The following is a 24585-nucleotide window of genomic DNA, read 5'->3' as shown; positions in this document are numbered from 1 at the left end:
TTGGCGCGCCGACGAACCAATCATAAGGGGGAAAACTGTTACCTATGTATCCGGTTCAAACTGTTACCCATCTATCGGCTGGACAGCTGTCGTCGATGGTTTCGCCAATCACCATCGTAGCAAGAAGAAATGCCGAGGTTGTGGCCGGCCTCCTTCTCCCCGTCCCTATGAGGGGCGGCGCCGACTTTCGACAATGGGTTGGTTTCCAAGAATGGGGAGCTGTCTTTGTCTGAAGCCATTCTATTGGAGGAGCAGATCAGGCCTTCATCAGCCATTCGTGCTCGGGCGCGTTGTGGAATTTCCACGTCCGCTTCGGCCCGGCCATCACGTTGAGATAGTAGAGGTCGTAGCCGTGACAGGCGGCGCAGGGATGATAGCCCTTGGGCACCAGCACGACATCGCCGTCCTCGATCGCCATCGCTTCGTCGAGCGCGCGATGACCATTCTGGTCGGCGTCGGTGTAGACGCGCTGAAAGGCAAAGCCCTGCGGCGGGTTGAGCCGGTGATAGTAGGTTTCCTCGAGATAGGATTCATCAGGCAGATTGTCCTGGTCATGCTTGTGCGGCGGATAGCTCGACGTATGGCCGCCGGGCGTGATGACCTCGACCACCAGCAGCGAATCGGCCGGCTTGCCCTCCGGCAGGATGTTGGTGACGTAGCGCGTGTTGGTGCCCTTGCCGCGCACCTCCTGGCCGAGATCGTCCGGTGCGATGACCCGCACCGGCAGGCCGCCGCCAAGGCCCGGCGCCGAGCAGACCGCGAGTTCCAGGTCGGTATCCGCGGTTACCGACCAGTCGGAGCCCTCAGGCACATACACCGACCACGGCTTGCCTTCGAAGGGCGACATGCGCTCGCCGAGCAGGCCGAGTTCCTTGCCGCCGGCTCTCGCATTGCCCTTGCCGGTGACGAACACCAGGCAGACTTCGCGATCATCCGTCTTCCCGAACGCGCTCTCGCCCGGCTTCAGCCGATGCAGGTCGAAACCAACATAGGTCCAGCCCGCGATTTGCGGCGTCACATGAGCGACGCGGCCATGGCCCTTATTGGCCTTCACCAACAGCTTCGACATTGTGTCTCTCCTATTCCATGGCTTGACGGGCTACAGGCCTTTGAAACCAAGCCGTTTGTTTGAAAGGACTATCGCAAATCTTCGAGTTTGGCCGGCGCTTACAACTTCGTCATCCTAGGGCGTAGCAGGAGCGAAGCTCCGTCGCGAAGACCCTAGGATCCATGCCGCAACCCCAGTCCAAGAGCGCAGCGGAACGGAATTCTGCACCGCAGCGGCTGTTTTGACATCACGGCATGGATCCCGGGGTCTGCGCCGCGTCGCTTCGCTCCTTGCTTCGCCCCAGGATGACGAAGCTAGAGGCCTTGCGGCTAGTCTCCAACGCACGCGATCCATCATGCGCGCAGTGCTCAAGCCGTAAGCCTTCTGCGTCATAGGCCGCTCTATTCCTTCGGCTCGGCGTTGCCGTCGTCCGCGGGCTTGTAGAGGTAAAAAAACTGCCAGACCGCGTAGCCGGCGAAGCCGAGGGCAAGCACGCCCCAGAACGGCGTGCCGGTTGTGAATTCGATGATCGACCAGATAACGCAGACCGCAACGACGGCGACACGCCGCCACAACGGCCGGAAGAAGGGGTGCTCGGAATCTTTCATCGGGCCAATCTACAGCAATCGGCTTCGCCGGGAACCCATCGCAAAAGGCCCCCCCTTGATCAGACATTGGGAAACCCTTGCGTCTCGACCGTATAGCCGGCGGCGGTCATCACGCGCATCAATTCCTTGTAGCCGACCTGAGCCATCCTGAGCGGCGGGTTCTTCTTCGGATCCTGCTCGGCCTCGACCACGAACCAGCCCTCATAGCCATGGTCGGCAAAGCGCTGCACGATGGCGCCGAAATCCAGCGAGCCGTCGCCCGGCACCGTGAAGGCACCCAGCGCCACCGCGTCGAGGAAGGACTGTTTCGTGCGGTCGAGTTTCTCGATCACGCCCATGCGCACGTCCTTCACATGCACATGGCTGATGCGCTTGTGATGGTTGTCGATGGCGCGCAACACGTCGCCGCCGGCAAAGGCCAGATGTCCGGCATCGAGCAGCAGCGGAATGCCGGCGCCGGAATGGCGCATGAAGGCATCGAGTTCCGGCTCCGTCTCGACCACTGCCGCCATATGGTGGTGGTAGGAGAGCGGCATGCCCTGTTCGGCGCACCACTCGCCGAATTCGGTGACGCGTCTGGCATAGGTCTTCATCTCGTCGTCCGACAGCTTCGGCTTGGTGGCAAGCGGCTTCGAACGGTCCCCCTGGATCGAGCGGCCGACCTCGCCATAGACGATGCAAGGCGCATTCACCGCCTTGAACAGGTCGATCATCGGCTGGATGCGATCCTTGTTGTCGGCCATCTCGCCATCGACCAGCGTGCCGGAGAACCAGCCGCCGCACAGAGTCACGTCGGCCGCCTTGAGGATCGGCAGCATGACATCGGGGTCATTGGGAAAACGCCGGCCCATTTCCATGCCGGTGAAGCCGGCCGAACGCGACTGGCGCAAACACTCCTCCAGCGACACGTCATCGCTGAGTTCCGCAAGATCGTCGTTCCACCACGCAATGGGGGACATGCCCAGTTTGGCTTTCAAGTCGTCACTCCGGTCCTTGTTCACCCTTCCCCTTGTGGGGAGGGTCGCTGCGAAGCAGCGGGGTGGGGGTGCGGCGCCGGGGGCGCCCCCCCCGCGCGGGGGGGGGGGCCGCCCCCCCCGGCGGGGGGGGGGGGGGGGGGGGGGGCGGCCGCGGCGGGGGGGGGGGGGGCCGGCGGCGCCGGCCCCCCACCCGGACCTTCGGTCCGACCTCCCCACAAGGGGGAGGTAGGGGCTTGGCCGCGTTTTACATCAATCGCCGACGGTCTGCATCTTCCGCCTCTCATCATAGGCCTTGCGCGCCGCGTTCACCTGGCTGCGCGCCGACACCTCGGGCACCGCCACATCCCACCAGTGGCCGCCGGCATCGGTGGAAACCAGCGGGTCGGTGTCGATGACCAGCACGGTGGTGCGGCTGTTCGTCTTCGCCTTCTCCAGCGCGTCTTCCAGCCCGGCGATCGACGGTACTTTCTCCGCTATAGCGCCCATGCTCGCGGCATGCGCGGCGAAGTCGATATCGGGCAGAACTTCGTGGCGCGAGTCCTTCAGGAGATTGTTGAAGTTGGCGCCACCGGTCGCCATCTGCAGCCGGTTGATGCAGCCATAGCCTCTGTTGTCGAGCAGCACGATGGTGAGCTTGAGGCCGAGCATCACCGAGGTGGCGATCTCGGAATTCAGCATCAGATAGGAGCCGTCGCCGATCATGACGACCACCTCCTCGTCGGGCTTGGCCATCTTCGTGCCGAGCCCGCCGGCGATCTCGTAGCCCATGGTCGAGAAGCCGTATTCGGCGTGATAGGAGCCAGGCGCGCCAGCCTGCCAGAGCTTGTGCAACTCGCCCGGCAGGCCGCCGGCGGCATGCAGCAGCGTCACGCCAGAGCCCATCGCGCGCTGCACGGCGCCGATCACTTGTGCGTCCGACGGATAGGCGGCATTGGTCGACGCGGTCACCTTGGCCGCCTCGGCCTGCCAGGCTGTCTTTCCGGTGGCCGCATTGTCGGTCCAGGTGGAAGGTGCCTTCCAACCTTTAAGCGCTGCACCCAGTTCGGCCAGACCCTCGGCTGCGTCAGTGACCAGCGGGAGCGCGCGGTGCTTGCCGGCGTCGAAAGGCTGCACGTTGAGCCCGATGATGGTCTTGCCGGAGTTCTTGAACAGCGCCCACGAGCCCGTTGTGAAATCCTGCAGGCGCGTGCCGATGGCAATCACGACATCGGCTTCCTCGGCCAGCCGGTTGGCGGCCGAGGTGCCGGTGACGCCGACCGCCGCCATGTTGAGCGGATGGTCGTCCGGCAGCGAGGATTTGCCGCCTTGCGTCTCGCAGACGGGGATACCGGCGTTTTCCACGAATTTCGCCAGCTCGTTCGAGGCCTGGGAATAGAGGACGCCACCACCGGCGATCACCAGCGGCTTTTTTGCTCCCTTGAGCGCGGCGACAGCCGCCGCAAGCTCATGACGGTCCGGGCGCGGCCGGCGCTGATGCCAGACCCGCTCGGCGAAAAAACTCTCGGGATAATCATAGGCCTCGGCCTGGACGTCCTGGCACAGCGACAGCGTCACCGGGCCGCATTCGGCCGGATCGGTCAGCACCTGCATGGCACGGCTCAGCGCCGGAATGATCTGCTCCGGCCGGGTGATGCGGTCGAAATAGCGCGACACCGGACGGAAGCAATCATTGACCGTCGCCGTGCCGTCGGAAAAGTCCTCGGCCTGCTGCAGCACCGGATCGGGGATGCGGTTGGCGAAGACATCGCCGGGGAGAAACAGGACGGGCAACCTGTTTACATGGGCGAGCGCCGCCGCCGTCACCATGTTGAGCGCGCCCGGACCGATCGAAGAGGTCGCCGCCATGAAACGGCGGCGGAAATTGGCCTTGGCATAGGCGATCGCCGCATGCGCCATCGCCTGTTCGTTGTGGGCGCGGAAGGTCGGCAGTTCGTCGCGCACCTGATAAAGCGCCTCGCCGATGCCGGCGACATTGCCATGACCGAAGATCGCCCAGACGCCGCCGAAGATCGGCATGGTCTTGCCGTCGATCTCGGTCATCTGCTTGCTGAGAAAGCGGGTCAGCGCCTGCGCCATCGTCAGGCGGATTGTTTTGCTCATGGTGTCTCCTCCGCAGTCGTTGTGCCGCGCTTCTTATGCCGCTTTGCGGCCGCGCGCGGCAAGCCACGCTTCGGTCAGCTGTTCGAAGCGTTGCGCCATGTCGGCGATAGCCTCGTCATCCGACATCCTGCCGGCCAGCCATTGTTCGGCAGCGTGGACGAAGATGGTGCGGCCGACGGCAAAGCCTTTGACCATAGGTGCCTTGGCGGTGGCGGCGAACGCGGCTTCGAGTTCGTCCTGCGGCGCCTCCAGGCCAAGCAGCACGACGCCCCGGCACCACGGATCGTGCTTCAGGATCACCGCTTCGATCTTCGCCCAGGCTCCGCTCGACGCCTGCGGCTCGAGCTTCCACCAGTCCGGCTTGATGCCGAGCGCATAGAGTTCCTCCAGCGCGCGCGAGATCGTCGTGTCGTCGAGCTTGCCATGCTTGCCGGCAATGATCTCGATGAGAAGTTCCCGGCCTACTTTCCGCGCAGCCTCGAACAGCGCGCGCAGCTTCTGCTGCTGTTCTTCCTTGAGCGCCGCCGGATCGTCGGGATGATAGAAGCACAGGCACTTGATGCAGTGGTCGACCGGCCATTCGGTGAGCTGCGAGCCGATGTCCTGCGAGAATTCGAAGCGCAGCGGCCGCGAGCCCGGCAGTTCGACCGGCCGGCCGAGCCAGGCGAAGGGGTGGCGGGCGAATTCGAACATCGCCTCGCGGCCATGCTTCTCGTCGATCAGCATGCCGTAGCCGTCGCGGCCGGCGGCGACCTTCGCCGCTGCCTTGACCGCCAGCACCTTGAAGTCACGGATGCGCGCCGGATCGGCACCGGCCTTCGCCGCCACATCCTCGAGCTGCACGCGGTGGTCGCAGGCGAGTGCCATCAGCGAGGGGACGTCGCGGCGGCGCGTCGTCGCCCAATGGATGTGGTTGATCGCCTCGTCCTTGCGCAGCGCCAGATGCTTGCTGCCGTTCTTCAGGAAGAACCGCAGCTCCTCGAAGGTCGGATACTCCGGCGCGCAGAGCAGCCGCGATACGGCGAAGGCGCCGCAGGCGTTGGCCCAGGTCGCGGCCGTCGCATGGTCTTCTCCGCCCAGCCAGCCGCGCAGGAAACCGGACATGAAGGCGTCGCCGGCGCCGAGCACATTATAGATCTCGATCGGAAAGCCCTTGCCGACGACGCCGTCCTCGAGATCGTCACTGATCGGTCCGTCATAGACGATGCAGCCCATGGCGCCGCGCTTCAGAACGATGGTGGCGGACGACAGCGAGCGGATCGTCTTCAGCGCGCTCAGGCAGTCGTCGGCGCCCGACGCGATCATGATCTCTTCCTCGGTGCCGACGATGAGGTCGCAATCGGGCAGCACCGTCTTCAGCTGGGCCGAGACCCGGTCCGATTTCACATAGCGCTCGAACCCTTCGGCATGGCCGGCAAGACCCCAGAGATTGGGCCGGTAGTCGATGTCGAACACCACCTTGCCGCCCTTGGCCTTCATGATGCGGATCGCCTTGCGCTGGGCGGCATCGCTGTTGGGCCGGGAAAAATGGGTGCCGGTGACGACGATCGACCGGGCCGAGGCGATGAAGGCCTCGTCAATGTCTTCCGGCGCCAGCGCCATGTCGGCGCAGTCCGAACGGTAGAAGATCATCGGCGAAACGCCTTCGTCCTCGACCGACAGCAGCACCAGCGCAGTCAGCCGCTCCTTGTCGGTCTTCAGGCCGTCGACATTGACGCCCTCGCGCTTGAGCTGCTCGCGGATGAAGCGGCCCATCTGCTCGTCGCCGACGCGGGTCAGCAGCGCCGAGCGCAGGCCGAGCCTGGCCGTGCCGACCGAAATGTTGGCCGGACAGCCGCCGACCGACTTGGCGAAGGAGGTGATATCCTCCAGCCGCGAGCCGATCTGCTGGCCGTAAAGGTCCACGGAAGCGCGACCGATGGTGATGACGTCGAGCGGCGCCTGTTTCGCGTCCACGGCTTCGCTCATTGGAACCTCCCGTCGGCCTTGTTGTCATGAACAACATTGTTGGGTAACACGCGCGAGCGGCAGCGTGGCGCCAGGAATATGAAATAATAATTCCAATCCATAGTCAATATGGAATGAGCGTTCCTTCGTTTAAAAGTGCCACCAAATGATGCGCAGGGGAGGAAACTTTGGTGGGTCTGTCTCCGTTCACCACGGAAGCGGGCCATCGTCGTTGAAGTACCCGGCGTTCGGACCATCGGCATCCAGGGTCGCCAGGCGTATGACGATCTCGGCCGCCTGCTGCACGGTGCGGTGGCCCTTAAATCCATTCAGGTCGGTGGCGGTATAGCCCGGCGCCGCTGCATTGATCTTGATGCCTTGCGGCGCAAGCTCGCGGGCGAAGGCGACGGTGATGGCATTCAGGGCCGTCTTGGAACTGCCGTAACCCATCAGATTGACCGAATGGTTCGGCGTGCCGGAATCCAGCGCCCTGCCGATGGAACCCGTGGAACTGCTCACCATCACGATGCGGGCGGCCGGCGCTGCAAGCAGCAGCGGCAGGAAGGCTTGGGTCACGCGGATCGGCCCGAAGACATTGACGTCATAGGTCGCCATGACATCCGCAATGTGCTGCTGGCTCGGCGGCAGCTCGTAGTTGATGGCGACGCCGGCATTGTTCACCAGCACGTCGAGACGAGGGCTTTCCGCCCCGACAGTCTTGGCGCCCGCCGCCACGCTTTCGTCCTGTGTGACATCCAGCTCGAGCCATCGAACGTCCAGACCTTCGGCGCGCAATTCCTGTGCCGCCGCCATGCCACGCTCGGCATTCCTGGCGCCAAGCCAGACCTTGAAGCCCGTCGTCGCCAGACGCCGGGCGATTTCGTGGCCGATGCCCTTGTTGGCGCCTGTCACCACCGCGGTTTTCGATTTCATCATTTGTATCTCCATCTCTTCCTGTCGAAGACCCCAGAGATGGCGCCCTGCAGGAAATGCCGCGCGCCGAAAACTCTTCGGCTCTTGCCTAATCCTCTCATACGGGTTGCGCGACCCACCTGGATGCGCGATGCTGACATCATGAGCGAGGCATTGCAGGAGCTGATCGAAATCGCCGGCCGTCATGCGCGCGGGCGACGAACGACAACGGCGATCCCTCGCGTTTCGATCGGCCGCAGCGAAGTCGCCACGGCGCCAATGGCGGGGGTATGGGGATCGGGGGTGCTGTTCGTGCTGCAGGGTGCGAAAACGGTTCTGATCGGGGGCCGGACCCTTCGATACAATCCCGCCAGCTATTTCATCTACACCGTCGACACTCCCACCATCAGCCAGTTGGTCGAAGCGAGCGCCAAACATCCCTACCTGGCGATTGGCTTCACCCTCGACCTGCAGGCCGTCGCCGCCCTCCTCGTCGAGCATGAACCCGCGCTCGGCGGCGACAGTTTCTCCACCTCGCCCGTCAATGACGACCTGCTCGACGCCTTACGTCGAATAATGCGGCTGCTCGACCGGCCAGGGGAGATTCCCGTGCTGGCGGCCATGCTCGAACGCGAGATGTTGTTTCGGCTGCTGCAAGGCCCCCAGGGCGGAAAGCTGCGCCAGCTCGCGCGCGCCGACGGCCATCTGTCCCGGATCGGCCAGGCGATTGCCTGGATCCGGTCACATTGCCATCAGCCGGTCCGGGTCAGCGATCTGGCTGAAATCGCCCATATGAGCAACGCCGCATTTTACCGCCACTTCAAGGCGGCGACGGCCATGAGCCCGATCCAATATCAGAAACAAATCCGGCTCCTGGAAGCCCGCCATTTGCTGGCTGCCCAGCCAGGCAATGTTGCAAGCGTCGCCTTCGCCGTCGGCTACGAGAGTGCCTCCCAGTTCAGCCGGGAGTATGCCCGCCAGTTCGGCTTTCCGCCCGCGCGCGACGCGGCGCGGCTTTTAGCGACAGAAGAGGCGTCCGTAGAGGTTCTCTAAGCTTTGCGCTTGCGGCCCGTGTCGCGTCGCTTCTCGCCGACGCCGACGGTCAGCGCCATGGCCAGCGCCATCGTCGCCGACAGCGAGCGGAAGCCGGCGAAATCGGCCTCGGCAACCTCGAACCAGACCTTGGCGAACTGGGCGAGCGGCGAAAACGAGCTGTCGGTGATGGCGACGATCGGCACGCCCTGCTCCGAAATGCTGCGCGCCTCCTCGATGGTGGCCGGCGCATAGGGTGAGAAGGAAATGGCGATGACGGCATCCGCCGGCGTGGCGAAGGCGATCATCTCGGCATTCAGGCCGGCCGCTGATTCGATCAACTGGTTGCGGATCTTCAGCTTGCCCAGCGCATAGGCAATGTAGGACGCCACCGGATAGGAGCGGCGCTTGGCCAGCACATAGATGGTCTCGGCCTTCGCCAGCAACGAAATCGCATCTTCCAGATGCGTGTCGTCCAGCGTGCGCGAGATGTCATTGAGCGAGGTGGAGGCGGCAGCGACGAAGCCGTCGAAGATCGCCCGGTGGCCGGCGGCGCCCTCGGCCTTGGCGCGCAAGGCCTGAAGCCTTTCGTCATAGGATGAGTTGCGCTCGCGCAGCCGCTCGCGAAACACCTGCTGCAGGCTGGTGAAACCGTCGAAGCCAAGCTGCTGGGCAAAACGGATCAAGGTCGAAGGCTGCACACCGGCCGAAGCGGCGATGCTGGCGGCGGTGCCGAAGGCAATGTCGTCGGGATTGTCGAGCGCATAGGCGGCGATCTGGGCGATGCGCTTGGGCAGGCTTTCGCGCCGATCGAGGATCGTTGCGCGCAGCGTCTCGAAGTCGCGAGGTACCCGTTCGTCCATCGTCGCCCTGTCCAAGCTCATGCGTGAAGCGTCCCTCTGTGCCTCATCATAGTGAGCCTGCGCAAGAACGCCATAAAAAATGAGACATACATTCCATTCCAAGAGAAAATGGATTAATTCATCCACGAAGCGCTTCAGGCAGTGGAGGGAACGGAAAATGGTCGGCGTCGGTCTCATCGGCACGGGTTTCATGGGCAAGTGTCACGCCATCGCATGGAGCGCCGTCGGCGCCGTCTTTCCAGACGTGCCTAAACCCCGGCTGGTCCATCTCGGCGAGGTCAATGAGGAGCTTGCCCGGCGCAAGGCGGGCGAGTTCGGCTTCGCCAAGGCCTCCGGTGACTGGCGCGCCGTCGTCGACGACCCGGAGGTCGATATCGTCTCGCTGACCACGCCCAACCAGTTCCATCCGGAAATGGCCATCGCTATCCTCGAGGCCGGCAAGCATCTGTGGTGCGAAAAGCCGATGGCGCCAAGCTTCATCGAGGCCGAAGCGATGGCGGCGGCGGCGAAAAAGTCCGGCAAGGTTGCCGCGCTCGGCTACAACTACATCCAGAGCCCGGCGATCCGTCATATCGGCATGCTGCTCGATGAGAAGATCATCGGCGAGGTCAACCATCTGCGCATCGAGATGGATGAGGATTTTATGGCCGATCCCGAAGCGCTGTTCTTCTGGAAGCACGAAGCCGCTTCCGGCTACGGCGCGCTCGACGATTTCGCCGTGCATCCGCTGTCGCTGGTCTCAACCCTGTTCGGCCGGGTCGCCAGCGTCATCTGCGACATGGCGAAACCCTATGCCGATCGCAAGGTGGCCAGTGGCGGTCGTCGCGCGGTGGAGACCTATGACATCGCCAGCGTGCTCATGCATCTGGAGAACGGCATTGCCGGCACGCTGCTGGTCAACCGCTCGGCCTGGGGCCGCAAGGGCCGCATCGCCGTCCAGATATTCGGCTCGAAAGGATCGATCCTGTTCGACCAGGAACGATCGAACGAATTCCAACTCTATCTCACCGCCGATCGGCCGACCGAACAGGGCTACCGCACCATCCTGGTGGCGCCGCACCACAAGCCCTACGATGCTTTCCTGCCGGCGCCAGGCCATGGCCTCGGCTTCAACGACCTCAAGATCATCGAATGCCACGAATTGCTGACGCGGCTTGCCGGCAAGCCGGCGCGGCTCATCGAGTTTGCCGAAGGGCTGGAGATCGAGCGCACGGTGCACGCGATGGCGCGCTCCTTCGAGGAAAAGCGCTGGGTCGATGTCAGGTAGAGCCATGTAGTTCGTCGACGGGGAAGGTTACCGACTCTCGGCGGGCAAGATTTCACCATTCATTTGGTGACCCGTCGCAGACATTCGCGATTGGCCGAAGCCTCCCTGTCGCTTCGCTCCTTGCTTCGCCCCAGGATGACGAAGTAACGGGCGTTTCGGCCAATCCCCAAGGCATGCGACCTGCCAAGGCAAGCACCATCCGACCGGTCAAAAATTTCCACGCCAAGTATCTGCGGTCACCTCAGCCGCCAGCGGCCGGAGTGTCCCAGCCGCTGACCCAGACCTGCCGCAACCGGTCGCCAATCCCCGGGCGACCGCCTTTGCCGGCCGGGCGGCCGGACTGCTTCTGGTTGTGGTTTCGATGCTGACCGCTTGGCAAGGCTTGAAGGCGGCGTGAATCCAGGTCTGAACCTGAAAACCGCCGCCTTATCCCTACCGGCTTCACCAATCAGGCGGCTCCCTGGCGGCTGTCGATCATGGCGCGGCGCACGGAGCGGCGCCACTCGACGGCGCCGGCAAGGCCGTGCAGCACCGTCTCGGTGGTCGCCCAGTCGATGCAGCCATCGGTGATGCTCTGGCCATAGACGAGCGGCTTGCCTGCCACCACGTCCTGCCGGCCGGCGACGAGATTGCTCTCGATCATCACGCCGATGATGCGCTCGTCGCCCGCCGCGACCTGGCCGGCGACATCGGCCGCCACCTTGGGCTGATTCTCCGGCTTCTTGGCTGAGTTGGCGTGGCTGACATCGATCATCAGACGGGGTGCGACACCGATGCGAGCAAGCTCCACTGAGGCGGCCTCGACGCTCGCCGCGTCATAATTCGGCTGAACGCCGCCGCGCAGGATGACGTGGCAGTCCTCATTGCCGGTGGTCGTCGCGATGCCGCTGCGCCCGCCCTTGGTCACCGCCATGAAATGATGCGGCTGCGCGGCGGATTTCACCGCCTCGGCGGCGATCCGCAAATTGCCGTCGGTGCCGTTCTTGAAGCCGACCGGGCAGGACAGGCCGGAGGCAAGCTCGCGGTGGATCTGGCTCTCGGTGGTGCGCGCGCCGATCGCGCCCCAGGCGACGAGGTCGGCGATGTATTGCGGCGTGGTCATGTCGAGGAATTCGGTCGCCGCCGGAAGGCCGAGATTGTTGACGGCGGAGAGCACATTGCGCGCCATCCTCAGTCCCTTGTCGATGTTGAAGCTGCCGTCGAGGTCGGGATCGTTGATCAGGCCCTTCCAGCCGACCGTCGTGCGCGGCTTTTCGAAATAGACCCGCATCACGATCTCAAGCCGATCCGACAGGCTCTCGCGCAGCGCCGCCAGACGGCTGGCATAGTCCACGGCGGCGACCGGATCGTGGATCGAACACGGCCCGACGATGACGAGCAGCCGGTCGTCGATGCCGTTCAAAATAGCGTGGATTGCGTTGCGTGAGGCGCTGACGGTGCGCGTTGCCGTCAGCGTGCGCGGTATCTCCCGCATCACCTGGTCCGGCGTACTCAATTCCCTGATTTCCTTGACCCGAAGATCATCTGTGGTGGTCAACACGGCTTTCTGCTCCTGTTTGAGGAACCTGCCGGCTGAAAACAAAAAAGCCGCCAGGTATGGCGGCTGTTCGGATCTTGTTGCTGCAATCTTCAGATCGAGCGCAATCCTCCCGCCGCCAGCGAGCTCCTAAAGTACCAATACGTGGCGGTCAGGTTGATCATGTGGTTGATATAGTCGAAGCGGAGGAGCTTGTCACGTGGGTGATCGGGCTTACCAGCGCGGATCAGGCCATTCGACGTTATCCCACTCCAGAAGGTCTCCAGGTGACAAAAGATTCTTCTCACCACGTTGAAGGCGGTATGTGTAGAGGGTTTCGTACATGGGCTCGAAACTGGATAGTAGGTCCAGAAAATGCCGCCTCCGCTCGGATTTTGACCATGAGCAGAAAATTGCGGTACGGCTCCGGAGACCATCGAAAACATTGCGGTATGCTGGATCCAGCCGCTGCCAACGCGCGACTGCTTCAGCGCCAAGCGCTGCGAAATCCTCCTTGAGAGCCTCCTCGATTACGGCTTCCAGAGCATAGACAATGGCCTGGGTTTTTGCGGTGTGTTCGAGATACGCCAGCGATACCCTCAGCATCCTTTGCTGAAGAAGAATAACGGGCCACAGCGCCTGGACACCATAACGGATGCCCATTTCCTCATGATCTGAGGAGGGGTGTAGAATCTCGCGTTGGCGTTCGTAGGCCTTCCGGACATCGTAGGCTAGATTTAAGAACAGGCCTTCCCTGTTCTTAATGAGTGGCGATCGCTCATTGACCTCATGCACGACCGTGCGGAGCCATTGAAGAGATGTATAGTCACCAACCAGAAGAATGCCGGCGTGATTTTTCAGTAAGCGATATGAGAGCAAACGCACCCTCCTGTCTCAGGCGGCTTTCCAGACATGCTGCACCGAGCGGCTCATGCAGTCCAGGGATCGAAGAGTTCAATTCCAAAGCCTTCGAAATCCTTCGTATTGCGCGTTGCCAAGGTGAGTTCTTGCGCAATCGCCGTGGCTGCGATCAGGCCGTCCATCGACGCCAGACCGCGACCGCGGCGCTTCGCAAGGCCCATCAGGTCGCCCCAGGCTAAGGCAACCAGTTCGTCCACCGGAATAACCCGCTGCTCGAAGCGCTGCGGCAGGTCCCGAGCAAGCCACTCGGCCAGTGCCTCACGTTTCCGGCCCTCATCCATGAGGGCAACGCCGCGCCGGATCTTGGCAATTGACACGACGCTGATAAATGAGCGGTCCTCATCAAGCCCGTCCAGCCAGTCCAGAACGCGTGCGTCCGGTGCCGGCCTTGTCACCTCGGACAAGACATTCGTATCGAGCAGTAGCCTCACAGCGGCAGATCACGCGGTTCGTCACGCTGACGCTCAAGGTCGAGATCGGCGCCGCGCAGCGGCGACTCCAGCAGGAACTCCGCAAGCGTACCCTTGCGCGCGGTCTTCCGCTGCCATTCCTCGGCCGAGACGACAACCACGCTTGGTTTGCCGTTTCTAGTGATCGTCTGCGGTGAAGACTGTGCGCGCTCGATAACTTCCGAGAGCCGGGCTTTTGCCCCGGCGACCGTCCAGTTGGTATTCTCTTTGGGCGCAGATAGCATTGCGACCTCCATGACCAGTCTGACTATCCTGACTATATGGGAATGGCGATGCGGCGGCAACAGGGCGCGGGGGCTAACCGATGGTAGCCAATTGCGGGATGGGCCGAAGCCTCTCGACTTCGTTATCCCTGGGCGAAGCAGGAGCGAAGCTCCGTCGGGGAGACCCTGGGACCCATGCCGGGACGCCAATCGAAGAGTGCAGCGGAGCAGAAGTCTGCACCGCAGCGGCGCTCACATGTCGCGGCATGGATCCTCGGGTCTGCGCCGCGTCGCTACGCTCCTTGCTCCGCCCGTGGATGACGAAGTGATGGGCGCCTCCGCCAGACTTGCCGACGCTACTCCGGCGATGACCCTGCGACGCTCTGGTCGTAGTCGACCAGCGATCCGGTCATGACGCCTGACTGCGGGCTGACCATGTAGCTGATCAGCCGCGCGAGCTGGTCGGGCTTCACCAACTGGCCCATCGGCTGCGCCGCCTCGGCCTTTGCCAGCCAGTCGTCGGGCGCGGCGTGCCATTTCTTCTGCACGATGTCCTCGCCCTCGGTGTCCATCCAGCCGGGCAGCACGGCGTTGCTGCGGATGCGATTGTGTCGATACGCATTGGCGACATTCTTGGTCAGCGTCATTAGCGCGCCCTTGCTCGTGGAATAGGGCGTCAGGAAAGACTGGCCGCAATGAGCCGACATGGACAGCACATTGACGATCGAGCCGGGCGCCTTCTTCTCGAGCAGATGCGCCACCACGCCCTGCATCAGGAAAAACGGCCCGCGCACATTGGTGTCGAAAATACTGTCGAAAAGCTCTTCGCTGGTTTCGACCAGCGAACCACGCGCCGACGTCGCGGCGGCGTTGACCAGCGCGTTGATGGTGCCGAAATGCGAGATCGCGGTGGCGACCGCGCGCTTGCAGTCGGCGACCTTCGAGACGTCCGCGCTGATGAAGATCGCGTCGACACCCAATTTCCTGAAATGGGCAACGGCCTTGTCGCCCTTCTCCTGCGAGCGGCCGATGAGCGCCAGCGCCCGGCAGCCCTCGTCGGCCAGCGCCTCGGCAACGGCAAAGCCGATGCCTTGCGCACCGCCGGTGACGATGGCGCGTGTCTGCGAATTGCGATCGGCGGATGCACTCATCGCTATGCTCCTGGGTCTGGGGTCTGGGGTCTGGGGTCCGGATTCCGGTTCTTACTTGTCGAGGCGGACGGTCTTGCCCGATGTCGCGGATTTCAGCGCCGCATCCGCCAGCTTCAGCGCCACCAGCCCGTCCGCGCCGCTTGGCGCCGCCTTCTTGCCCGACGTCGCCGCTGCGATGAAGGCAGCGATCTCGTTGGCATAGGCGTCGAGATAGCGGGTCATGAAGAAGTCATGCAATGGCGGGCGGGTGTAGCCCTTCTCGTTGGCCAGTTCGATCGACACCGGGCGTTGGTTCTCGGCCGCGATCATGCCTTTCGAGCCATGCACCTCGATGCGCTGGTCGTAGCCATAGGTGGCGCGGCGCGAATTGGAGATGACGGCCTGCTTGCCCGAAGCGGTCTCGAGGATGACACTGACGCTGTCGAAATCGCCAGCCGCGCCGATCTTCTTGTCGACCAGCACCGAGGCATGGGCGCTGACCGCCACCGGCTCCTCGCCGAGCAGGAAGCGCGCCATGTCGAAATCATGGATGGTCATGTCGCGAAAAATGCCGCCCGAGCGCTTGATGTAGTCGATCGGCGGCGCACCCGGATCGCGCGAGGTGATGGTGACCATCTCGACGGTGCCGATGGCGCCGTCGTCGATCGCCTTGCGCACGGCGGCGAAATGCGGATCGAAGCGCCTGTTGAAGCCGACCATCAGCGTCGCCTTGGTCTTGTCGACCACCGCTAGGCATTTCTCGACCCGCTTGACGTTCAAATCGATCGGCTTCTCGCAGAAGATCGCCTTGCCGGCCTTGGCGAAACGCTCGATCAGATCGGCATGGGTGTCGGTCGGCGTGCAGATGACGACGGCGTCGATGTCCTTGGATTTCTCAATGGCGTCGATTGTGCGCACTTCGGCACCGTAGGCGCTCGCCAACTCGGTCGCCGCCTTTTCGAACGCGTCGGCGACGGCAACCAGTTTGGCCTGCGGATTGGAGCCGACGGCGCGGGCGTGGACCTTGCCGATGCGGCCGGCACCGAGGAGGGCGAAGCGGAGAGTCATGGAAATTTCCTCTAGGGATGGGGTTCGAGTGGTGTCTCCACCTTGCTGTCAGCGAAAGGTGGCAGGGGTATTTTTCCAGCGAGCCAGATTGTTCCTAAACCGGGTGACCACCCTGTTTAGGCCGCGAGTTCCGCCTCGCCGGTCTTGGCGCCGGTGATGTAGGAGACGATATCGTTTCCGTCGGTGTTTTCCTTGCGCAAATTGGCGACGATGCGGCCGCGCCGGAACACGACGATGCGATCACAAAGATCGAACACCTGGCGCATGTTGTGGCTGATCAGGATCAGCGGCTCGCCATTGTCCTTCAGCGTGCGGATGATGTTTTCGACCTGCGCCGTCTCCTGCACGCCGAGTGCGGCCGTCGGCTCATCCATGATGATCAGCTTTGAAGCGAAGGTCGCGGTCCGGGCGATCGCCACGCACTGGCGCTGGCCTCCGGACATGTGGCGGATGGTGTTGGACAGATTGGGGATCTTCACCGCCGTGCGGATCAGCGCCGCCTCGGTCGCCTTGCGCATATATTTGCGGTCGAGGATCGAGAACGGCCCGAGATTGAACAGCACCTTTTCGCGGCCGAGGAACAGGTTCGAGGGCACGTCGAGATCGTCGGCCAGCGCCAGGTTCTGGAACACTGTCTCGATGCCCGCCGTGCGGGCCTCGATCGGCCCGGTGAAATTCACTTCCTTGCCGTCGAACCAGATCTGGCCGCTGGTGCGCTGCTCGACGGCGGTGATCTGGCGAACGAAGGTCGACTTGCCGGCGCCGTTATCGCCCATGATGGCGACATGCTCGCCCTTGCGCAGCTCGAAGTTCGCGCCTTCCAGCGCATGCACGCCGCCATAGCGCTTGGTCAGGTTTTCGGTCTTCAGGACGATGTCTGACATGGTCAAGCCCTCATTGCCCGCAGGCGTTGGCGCCACTGGTCGAGAACCACCGCACCGACGATGATCACGCCCTTGACCATCTCCTGGTAGTAGGCGTCGAGGCGCAGGAAGGTGAAGCCGGAGATGATGACGCCGAAGATCAGCGAGCCTATCACCGTGCCGATGATCGAGCCGCGGCCACCCGACAATGAGACGCCGCCGATGACCGCCATGGCGATGGCGTCGAGTTCGTACATCACGCCCATGCCGGACTGCGCGGTCAGGTTCTTGGAGCTCAGCACCACGGCGGCGAGTGCGGCAAGCACACCGGCGATGACGTAGACGAGGATCTTGTGGTTGGCGATCTTGATGCCGGACATGCGCGCGGCATCCTCATTGGAGCCGATCGCGTAACAGTGCTTGCCGTACCTGGTGTAGGTCATGATCAGCTGGAACAGCACCGCCAGCGACAGGAAGATGATGACGGGCATCAGGCCTTTGCCGATGCCAGCGAAACTCTCGGTGGGAAACGAGATCGGCTGGCCCTTGGACCACCATTTGGCGATGCCGCGCGCGGTCACCATCATGCCGAGCGTGGCGATGAACGGCGGTATGCGCGTGTAGGCGATCAAGGCGCCGTTGACCAGGCCGGCAAACAGGCCGCAGCCGATCGCGACCAGCACCGGCACGATCACCGGCAGGTCGGTCCAGCCCTGTGCGAGGAACATCGCCTTGGGATTGGGATTGCCGTTGACGGTCGCCACCTGGGCAAAACTCATCGCAATCATCGCGGTCGCGCCGACGATCGAACCCGAGGACAGGTCGATGCCGCCGGTGATGATCACCTGCGTCACGCCGATGGCGATGATGCCGACGATCGACACCTGCAGGATGATGATCTGCAGGCGGGCTTCGTTGAAGATCGCGCTGACGTCGCCGCGGGTGTTGAACAGGAAGCTGTCGCCAAGAAAGATGCGGCCGATCAGTTCGAAGACGACAACAAGAATGACGAGCGCCAGGAAAACGTTGAGCTCGGCAGGCCATGCGCGCTTCTTCGCGTCATAGCCAACTCCGCCGACGCCATGAGATGTTTGTGCCACGTGTTCTGTCCTCCGTCAGCCGCGGTCGCCCTTGCTGCCTTGTCGGCGCCGAGGGGAAAGAGGAGCGGCGCTGTGAGCGCCGCTCCGTATGTCCGCCGCTCAGTTCTTCTTCAGGAACTTGTCGATGTTGGCCGGCGTCACCAGCTGGAAGGGGACGTAGACCTTGTGTTCGACCTTTTCGCCCTTGGAGAGCTTGAGCGCCGCATCCAGCGCACCGGCGCCCTGGCCGGCCGCGTCCTGGAACACGGTTGCGTCGAGGTCGCCGGCCTGCATGGCGGCAAGCGCGTCCTGGGTGGCATCGACGCCGCCGACCACGACCGTCTTCATGTCGATGTTGGCGGCCTTCATCGCCTGGATGGCGCCGATGGCGCTTTCGTCATTGTTGGCGATGACGCCGTCGAATGGCTTGCCGGTCGACAGCCAGTTGGTCATCAGGTTCTGCGCCTCGTCGCGGTTCCAGTTCGATGTCTGCTTGTCGATGATCTTGATGAAGCTGCAAACCGGCGTGGCGATCACCTCTTCGATATCCTTGGTGCGCTGCACGGCGGCCTGGTTGGAGAGCTCGCCCATGATCACGTAGACGTTGGCTTCCTTCTTGCCGGCTTCCTTGAACAAGCGGCAGACTTCCTTGGTCTCGAGCGTGCCGGAATCGGCCTCGTTCGAGGCGACGAAGGCCTGGTTGTCGGGCAGGGTGTCGACGTTGACCGGCTCGCGGTTGACGTAGACCAGCGGGATCTTGGCCGCGGCGGCAGCGTCCGACATTGCCTGCGTGGCCGAGGTGTCGACCGGATTGACGATGATCGCGTCGACGCCCGAAGCGGCGAAGTTCTTGATCTGGTCGAGCTGCTTGGCGACGTCGTTTTGCGCGTCCTCGACCTGCAGTTCGACGCCGCTCATGCCCTTGGCCTGCTCGATCATGCCGTTGCGCAGCACGGTCAGGAAGTTGTCGTCGAACTTGGCCATCGACACGCCAACCTTGGCGGCCATGGCGGATGAACTCATCAGCGCCGCGAAAGCGACGCCCAAAATCAGTTTCTTCATTGTGTTTCTCCTCCACATGCTGGTGTCCGGTTTCACCGATTTATCCGGAATCCCCGATCTCCCCGGGGAATCTCTCCCTGATATCGTTTCTGTTCCGGGTGACGCCTTGCCGTTTGCTGGAACGCCAACCCCTCCGTTTGAAACAGATGTTCCGGAACGAAAGAACCAAAATATATAGTTGGTGAAATATTTATTCCATTTCACATCCGGGCGTCAAGGGCGATTCAGAGGCCTGCCGGCCGATTTATGCATCGCCCTGATAGATTCTATCATTTGCCTCGGCGGCTCGCGCGACGGAAGCTAGATGTTTTCCGGCAGATAGATGTCAAAGGGCAGGAAGGTCTGGCCTGGAGCGTTGGCGGCGCCGGTTTCGATGGCATGCGCCATCAGGTCGACAAGCTCACGACATAGAGCGGCGAGCGGCGTCGAGATCACCATGGTGAGGATGTTGTCGGCGAGTGCCGCGCGCGATTCGGCGTTGATCTCGTTGCAAACGACCACCGGCATGTTCGCGGGCCTTGCTGCCCGCAGCGCCGAAACCGCGCCTTCCATGCCCCCGCCGGCGACGTAGCAGCCGACAAGATCCGGATAACGCGCCAGAAGATCGATCATCGCATCATGGGTCACCTGGTTGGCTTCCAGATTGACCAGCGTTTCAAGCACGCTGAAGTCCGGCGCATGCTCGCGAAAGAAGGAGCGAAAGCCGATCTCGCGCAGCTCGTGGCCGTGGAAGCGGTGGCTGCCGACGAAGAGGGCGACCTTGCCAGGCTTCTTCGCTGCCTTGGAGATCATCCATGCGGCGGTGCGCCCGACCTTGCGGTTGTCGAGGCCGATATATCCCTCCCGGATGCCGGCGGCAAAGTCGGACAGCACCGAAAAGACCGGCTGGCCTCTCGCCTTCAAGGCTTCCACGACCGCTGTCAGGGTCGGATGGTCCGGGCCGACAACGGCGATAGCCCGCGATTTTGCCGCCAGCTTGCGCATCTGGGAGGCGATCTCGTCGGGAGCCAGGGAACTGGCGAAGTCGATGGTCGCAACACCGCGGAAGCGTTTCGATTGCGAGATGGCCAGTTCGAGTTCACGCGCGAAGTCACCGTAGAAGGCATCATTGCCCCGCAGCAGCAGGAAGCCCAGCCGGTACTCAGGCAATTCCTGGCGCATGCGCTGCTTGATAAGTCCGGCGGCGTGATAGCCGATATCGGTAGCGGCCTCGTAGACGCGGCGCGCGGTCTCCTCGCGCACCGGCAGCCGGTTGTTCAGCACGCGGTCGACGGTGGCGACACTGACGCCTGAGACGCGCGCCAGATCAGTGATGGTCGGCCGTTTCGCCATGCTTGCCTCATTGGAATTGCCTGAGGCTTCCTACACTATTCTGATGGGAAATGATAGAAACTATCTTTATGATGTTGAGTCTATCATGATCCAGCGCTATTTTTCAGGCTCGAAGACAAGGGATCTCAGGCATTCGTTCCGGCGAGTGCCGTGCCGAGGGAGGCAACCATGCACGCTGCGCCGTCCCGGCGTGACTACAGCCTGATCGGCCGCGACGCCAAGCTCGCCGTCGAGACCGGCCTGTCCGCGGCCGAGTGGTATCACACCGACGTGTCCCGCAAGCAGATGAAGGAGCTGATGCAGCGCTCCGACGGGCCGGCGATCCGCGATACAGCGATCTGGTTCGCCGCGCTGATCGTCAGCGGCGCCGGCGGCGCCTGGTTCTGGGGCACATGGTGGTGCGTGCCGTTCTTCTTCGTCTATGGCGTTCTCTACGGCTCCTCGACGGATTCGCGCTGGCACGAATGCGGCCATGGCACCGCTTTCCGGACGCAGTGGATGAATGATGTGGTCTATCAGATCGCCTGCTTCATGATCATGCGCAATCCGGTGACCTGGCGCTGGAGCCACACGCGCCACCATACCGACACCATCATCGTCGGCCGCGACCCGGAGATCTCGGTGATGCGGCCGCCGGACCTGGTTCGCGCCGTGCTGGGCTTCGTCGGTGTGCTCGACGCCTGGCATGCGATGAGCGACATGCTGCGCAATGCCGCCGGCAACATCAGCGCCGCGGAAAAGACCTTCATTCCAGAACAGGAACAGCCGAAGGCGATCCGCGCCGCCCGCGTCTGGACGGCGATCTATGCCGCGACCATTGTGTTGGCGCTCTACACCGGCTCGTTCCTGCCACTGATGCTGGTCGGCCTGCCCAGGCTCTATGGCGCCTGGCACCACGTCATGGTCGGCCTGCTGCAGCATGGCGGCCTGGCCGACAATGTCATCGATCACCGGCTCAACAGCCGCACTGTCTACATGAACCCGATCAGCCGCTTCATCTATTGGAACATGAACTACCATGTCGAGCATCACATGTTTCCGATGGTGCCCTATCATGCGCTGCCGAAGCTGCACGAATTGATCAAGCACGACCTGCCGACGCCGACACCGTCGATCCTGGCCGGCTACCGCGAGATGATCCCGGTCTTCCTGCGCCAGCTGCGCAACGAGGACTATTTCCTCAAGCGCGAATTGCCGCCGACCGCCCGGCCATATCGCGAGGAATTCCACAACGATGCCGTCGCGGCGGCGGCGGAATGATCGTGCTGCTATCCGATTTCCAGGGGAGGACTGAATGAGCGACTGGGTTGAGGCCTGTGGCGCGGAGGATATCGACGAGGAGGACGTGATGCGCTTCGACCATGGCGGCCGCACCTTCGCCATCTATCGCAGCCCCGACAATGAGTTCTTCGCCACCGACGGCCTCTGCACGCACGAAAAGGTGCATCTGGCCGACGGGCTGGTGATGGACGACATCATCGAATGCCCCAAGCACAATGGCCGCTTCAACTACAAGACGGGTGACGCACGAGGCGCGCCGGTCTGCGTCAATCTCAAGACCTATCCAGTGCGGATCGAAGCTGGCAAGGTCATGATCGAGATCGGATGACTGATATGGCGCGGGGAATGGTCATCATCGGCGCCGGCGAATGCGGCGGGCGCGCAGCGTTGGCTCTGCGGGAGCTGGGCTATGACGGGCCGGTGACGCTGGTCGGCGACGAGCCGCATCTGCCCTACGAGCGCCCGCCGCTGTCCAAGGACGCGATGGTCAGCGATACGCCCGAAATCAAGGCGATCGCCAGCGACGCGATTCTGGCCGAGAAATCGATCCGGCATATCCATTCCGTCGAGGCCGTGGCGATCGATCGCGCGGCGAATGCGGTGCGGCTGTCGGACGGCTCGGTCCTGCCTTACGACAAGCTCCTGCTGGCGACCGGTTCGACGCCGCGCAAGCTGCCGATGCCCGGATTGGGTTCGCGCTGCGTTTACCTCCGCACCTTCGCCGATGCACTCGCCATTCGCGCGCATCTCAAGGCCGGCAATCGGATCGCCATCATCGGCGGCGGCTTCATCGGCCTCGAACTCGCCGCCGCGGCACGCAAGCTTGGAGCGTCGGTCGCCGTCATCGAGGCGCAGCCGCGCATCCTGATGCGCGGCGTGCCGCCCGAAATCGCCGAGATCATCCATGAGGCGCATGTCGCCGAGGGCGTGACGATCCGGTGCGGGACCGGCATCGCGTCCATCGCCGACGATGGCAACGAGGTGCGCATCACGCTTGCCGGCGGACAGCAGATATCAGCCGACCTCGCCGTCATCGGCATCGGGGCCGTGCCGGTGACCGGGCTTGCCGCCGAAGCAGGGCTGACAATCAACAACGGCATATCAGTCGATGGGCAACTGCGCACCACCGATCCCGACATCTTTGCCGCCGGAGATTGCTGCTCGTTTCCGCTCGCCGTTTATGGCGGCCGGCGCGTGCGGCTGGAAGCCTGGCGCAACGCCCAGGAGCAGGGCGCGCTGGCGGCGAAAAACATGCTGGGTGCCGGCGAGGAGCATGCGGCGGTGCCATGGTTCTGGTCGGATCAGTACGACCTGAGCCTGCAGATCGCAGGGCTCTCCGACGAGGGCCGCAGCACGGTGCGCCGCGATCTCGACGATGGTGCCTTCATCCTCTTCCATTTGGCCGAGGACGGCCGGCTGGTCGCCGCCAGCGGTATCGGCCCCGGCAACGCTGTCGCCCGCGACATCCGGCTGGCCGAAATGCTGATCGGCAAGCAGGCGAAACCGACGCCGGAGGCGCTGGGATCGCAGGCCGTCAAGCTGAAGTCGTTGCTGGCGGCTTGAGCCACCGCGCCGCTTTTCGAGATCGGCGCCGCCCCTCATCTGCCTGCCGGCATCTTCTCCCCGTATAGTGACGGGGAGAAGGGGGCTATCATCTCCGGTTTCGCCAGTCACCAGCACTGCAAGAAGGCGCCGAGGTCGCGGCCAGCTACTTTCTCCCCGTCACTATACGGGGAGAAATGCCCGGCAGGGCAATGAGGGGCGGCGCAAACGTCAGCGAGTTCGCTGCTGAATCCGCAACGCGCCCTAAAACAGCGCCTTCAGCTCCGGTAGCTTGTCGTTGACCAGCCAGCCGTAATAATTCTCCTCCGGCAGCTTCTCCGGCTCGCCGGCGGCGCGGCGCCTGCCGTTCTCCGCCTTCAGCGCATAGGCGCGCTGCTCCGGATTGCCGACATTGTAGAGCGTGGCGCTCAGTCCCGGATTGCCCGAAATGTCGAAGCCGGCGATGCTCTTGTAGGCGTCGATCGATTTCCTGATCGTCGCGGCGACGTAAGGCAGCGTCAGGTCGGGATCCATGATGGTCTTGTAGACCGAGTTGGGATCGGCGACGTCGAGTTTCGGCAGGCCGGAAACCTTGTGCACCAGGTCGCTCATCTGCAGGGCGGTCAGCGGATTGAGCTGGCCGAGGCCGAAGGTCTGGCCGGCATAATAGGGCTGGAAGAAGGTGGCGCCGAAGCGGTCGTCGGGAAAGCTTGTCCCGCCGACGCTCTTGCCGCGAAACGAATGGTTCCACACCTGCTCGCGGCATTCCCACAGATCGTAGCTGTCCGACACCCCGGCGCATTTCTTGAATTCCGGCCGCTGCACGAAATCCGTGATGTCCTCGCCGTCATAGGCGAAGGACAGCTTGCTGGAGAGATATGAGATCGCCTTGACATAGTAGGTCTGCAGCCGGTCGTAGGCGTCGACATTGTAGGTGTGCTCGCCGACGATGGCGCCGACGATGTGCAGGGGATCGATGCCGTAGGTGGCCGCTGCCTTCTTGATCTTGCCGCGCAGGTCGGCGTCGTTCTGTAGCAAGGCGTAAACCTTGCGGTACTTCGCCTGGAAGGTGGTGTTGGTCGCCTGCGTGCGCCGGCTTGAAGCGCCGGGAATGTCCGGCTGTACGGCATTGCGGTTTCCCGCCGGCACCAATGTCGCCGCCTCAGTGGCGAACAGGGTCGCCGCCAGCGTCAAGCCGAGAATGAGGAGGATCAGTTTTTTCATGCGCCGCCGCCCAAGCAATTCCAGGAAAAGTGTGAAACGGTTTTACGTCCGGAATTGCGTCAACCAAGAGATCGAGAATGCCGCGCAAACTAGGTAAAGCTCTTGATCGAGTCGAGAGCACCCCTTCACCCAGCATTACG

Annotated in this window: 23 protein-coding genes and 1 pseudogene; 6 read left to right on the top strand and 18 right to left on the bottom strand. The window is 63.1% G+C overall.

All coding sequences use genetic code 11. The features are described 5' to 3' along the window. Positions 1-256 precede the first annotated feature (256 nt). From iolB to NKH03_RS20315, 6 genes are all read right to left on the bottom strand, one after another. The gene (gene iolB, locus NKH03_RS20340) at positions 257-1069 is read right to left on the bottom strand and encodes a 5-deoxy-glucuronate isomerase (RefSeq protein WP_352870610.1); all 813 of its coding nucleotides are present in this window, start codon (positions 1067-1069) and stop codon (positions 257-259) included. A gap of 380 nt (positions 1070-1449) precedes the next feature. Continuing rightward, positions 1450-1656, bottom strand: coding sequence for a DUF3329 domain-containing protein (locus NKH03_RS20335; RefSeq protein WP_352970100.1), 207 nt, complete (start codon positions 1654-1656; stop codon positions 1450-1452). 59 nt (positions 1657-1715) lie between these two features. Beyond that, positions 1716-2633 carry a myo-inosose-2 dehydratase gene (gene iolE / locus NKH03_RS20330; protein ID WP_352970099.1) on the bottom strand — a complete coding sequence of 306 codons (918 nt, stop codon included), beginning with the start codon at positions 2631-2633 and terminating at the stop codon, positions 1716-1718. A gap of 249 nt (positions 2634-2882) precedes the next feature. After that, positions 2883-4733, bottom strand: a complete 1851-nt coding sequence (iolD, locus tag NKH03_RS20325; protein WP_352970096.1) for a 3D-(3,5/4)-trihydroxycyclohexane-1,2-dione acylhydrolase (decyclizing) — start codon at positions 4731-4733, stop codon at positions 2883-2885. A gap of 33 nt (positions 4734-4766) precedes the next feature. Further along, positions 4767-6701 (bottom strand): bifunctional 5-dehydro-2-deoxygluconokinase/5-dehydro-2-deoxyphosphogluconate aldolase, encoded by a 1935-nt coding sequence (locus tag NKH03_RS20320; protein ID WP_352970094.1) that lies wholly within the window; start codon positions 6699-6701, stop codon positions 4767-4769. A 186-nt stretch (positions 6702-6887) separates the two neighbouring features. Further along, complete coding sequence (locus tag NKH03_RS20315; protein WP_352970092.1) at positions 6888-7616, bottom strand: SDR family oxidoreductase; 729 nt, start codon at positions 7614-7616, stop codon at positions 6888-6890. A 120-nt stretch (positions 7617-7736) separates the two neighbouring features. On the opposite strand from NKH03_RS20315, the gene NKH03_RS20310 reads away from it, so the two are divergent. Next, on the top strand, positions 7737-8645 hold the full coding sequence (locus NKH03_RS20310) for an AraC family transcriptional regulator (RefSeq protein WP_352970090.1): 909 nt from the start codon (positions 7737-7739) through the stop codon (positions 8643-8645). Here the strand turns inward: NKH03_RS20310 and NKH03_RS20305 are convergent. Beyond that, positions 8642-9487, bottom strand: a complete 846-nt coding sequence (locus NKH03_RS20305; protein WP_352970102.1) for a MurR/RpiR family transcriptional regulator — start codon at positions 9485-9487, stop codon at positions 8642-8644. The two genes, NKH03_RS20310 and NKH03_RS20305, sit on opposite strands and share 4 nt — an antisense overlap. 157 nt (positions 9488-9644) lie before the next feature. On the opposite strand from NKH03_RS20305, the gene NKH03_RS20300 reads away from it, so the two are divergent. Next, entirely contained in the window at positions 9645-10754 is a 1110-nt protein-coding gene (locus NKH03_RS20300) for a Gfo/Idh/MocA family protein (protein WP_352970088.1), read from the top strand. Between the two features lie 295 nt (positions 10755-11049). Further along, a pseudogene (locus tag NKH03_RS20295) lies at positions 11050-11151 on the top strand (LysE family translocator); the annotation flags it as partial. Positions 11152-11202: 51 nt separating this feature from the next. Here NKH03_RS20295 and NKH03_RS20290 read toward each other — a convergent pair. The 10 genes from NKH03_RS20290 to NKH03_RS20245 form a co-directional block, all read right to left on the bottom strand. Continuing rightward, on the bottom strand, positions 11203-12294 hold the full coding sequence (locus NKH03_RS20290) for a 3-deoxy-7-phosphoheptulonate synthase (protein WP_352970086.1): 1092 nt from the start codon (positions 12292-12294) through the stop codon (positions 11203-11205). Between the two features lie 210 nt (positions 12295-12504). After that, the gene (locus NKH03_RS20285) at positions 12505-13155 is read right to left on the bottom strand and encodes a DUF6904 family protein (protein WP_352970083.1); all 651 of its coding nucleotides are present in this window, start codon (positions 13153-13155) and stop codon (positions 12505-12507) included. Positions 13156-13199: 44 nt separating this feature from the next. Beyond that, positions 13200-13622: a type II toxin-antitoxin system VapC family toxin gene (locus NKH03_RS20280; RefSeq protein WP_352970081.1), complete on the bottom strand. Its 423-nt coding sequence runs from the start codon at positions 13620-13622 to the stop codon at positions 13200-13202. Beyond that, positions 13619-13885 (bottom strand): type II toxin-antitoxin system prevent-host-death family antitoxin, encoded by a 267-nt coding sequence (locus NKH03_RS20275; protein WP_292454106.1) that lies wholly within the window; start codon positions 13883-13885, stop codon positions 13619-13621. The genes NKH03_RS20280 and NKH03_RS20275 overlap by 4 nt, the downstream gene beginning before the upstream one ends. A 335-nt stretch (positions 13886-14220) precedes the next feature. Beyond that, on the bottom strand, positions 14221-15015 hold the full coding sequence (locus NKH03_RS20270; protein ID WP_352970079.1) for an SDR family oxidoreductase: 795 nt from the start codon (positions 15013-15015) through the stop codon (positions 14221-14223). Between the two features lie 51 nt (positions 15016-15066). Then, a complete protein-coding gene (gene iolG / locus NKH03_RS20265) occupies positions 15067-16062 on the bottom strand; it encodes an inositol 2-dehydrogenase (RefSeq protein ID WP_352970077.1) in 996 nt (331 codons plus the stop codon). A gap of 116 nt (positions 16063-16178) precedes the next feature. Next, positions 16179-16946: an ATP-binding cassette domain-containing protein gene (locus tag NKH03_RS20260; protein WP_352870624.1), complete on the bottom strand. Its 768-nt coding sequence runs from the start codon at positions 16944-16946 to the stop codon at positions 16179-16181. Positions 16947-16948: 2 nt separating this feature from the next. Further along, on the bottom strand, positions 16949-18025 hold the full coding sequence (locus NKH03_RS20255; protein WP_352870625.1) for an ABC transporter permease: 1077 nt from the start codon (positions 18023-18025) through the stop codon (positions 16949-16951). Positions 18026-18124: 99 nt separating this feature from the next. Beyond that, a complete protein-coding gene (locus tag NKH03_RS20250; protein WP_352970076.1) occupies positions 18125-19066 on the bottom strand; it encodes a sugar ABC transporter substrate-binding protein in 942 nt (313 codons plus the stop codon). Positions 19067-19366: 300 nt separating this feature from the next. Beyond that, positions 19367-20398: a LacI family DNA-binding transcriptional regulator gene (locus tag NKH03_RS20245; protein ID WP_352870627.1), complete on the bottom strand. Its 1032-nt coding sequence runs from the start codon at positions 20396-20398 to the stop codon at positions 19367-19369. A gap of 168 nt (positions 20399-20566) precedes the next feature. Here NKH03_RS20245 and NKH03_RS20240 point away from each other — a divergent pair, with 168 nt between their 5' ends. From NKH03_RS20240 to NKH03_RS20230, 3 genes are read left to right on the top strand one after another with little or no spacing between them, the layout of a single operon-like run. Then, positions 20567-21658, top strand: a complete 1092-nt coding sequence (locus NKH03_RS20240) for a fatty acid desaturase family protein (protein ID WP_352970074.1) — start codon at positions 20567-20569, stop codon at positions 21656-21658. A gap of 34 nt (positions 21659-21692) precedes the next feature. Continuing rightward, positions 21693-22007, top strand: coding sequence for a MocE family 2Fe-2S type ferredoxin (locus NKH03_RS20235; RefSeq protein WP_352970071.1), 315 nt, complete (start codon positions 21693-21695; stop codon positions 22005-22007). Continuing rightward, positions 22004-23242, top strand: a complete 1239-nt coding sequence (locus tag NKH03_RS20230) for an NAD(P)/FAD-dependent oxidoreductase (protein ID WP_352970069.1) — start codon at positions 22004-22006, stop codon at positions 23240-23242. The genes NKH03_RS20235 and NKH03_RS20230 overlap by 4 nt, the downstream gene beginning before the upstream one ends. 243 nt (positions 23243-23485) lie before the next feature. Here NKH03_RS20230 and NKH03_RS20225 read toward each other — a convergent pair whose 3' ends face one another. Then, on the bottom strand, positions 23486-24445 hold the full coding sequence (locus NKH03_RS20225; RefSeq protein ID WP_502913537.1) for a DUF1402 family protein: 960 nt from the start codon (positions 24443-24445) through the stop codon (positions 23486-23488). Positions 24446-24585: the final 140 nt, after the last annotated feature.

Origin of the sequence: Mesorhizobium sp. M1406 (assembly GCF_040317555.1) — a bacterium.
In the GTDB taxonomy this organism is placed as follows: Bacteria; Pseudomonadota; Alphaproteobacteria; order Rhizobiales; family Rhizobiaceae; genus Mesorhizobium.
This window is presented reverse-complemented; position numbering and strand designations above follow the sequence as displayed.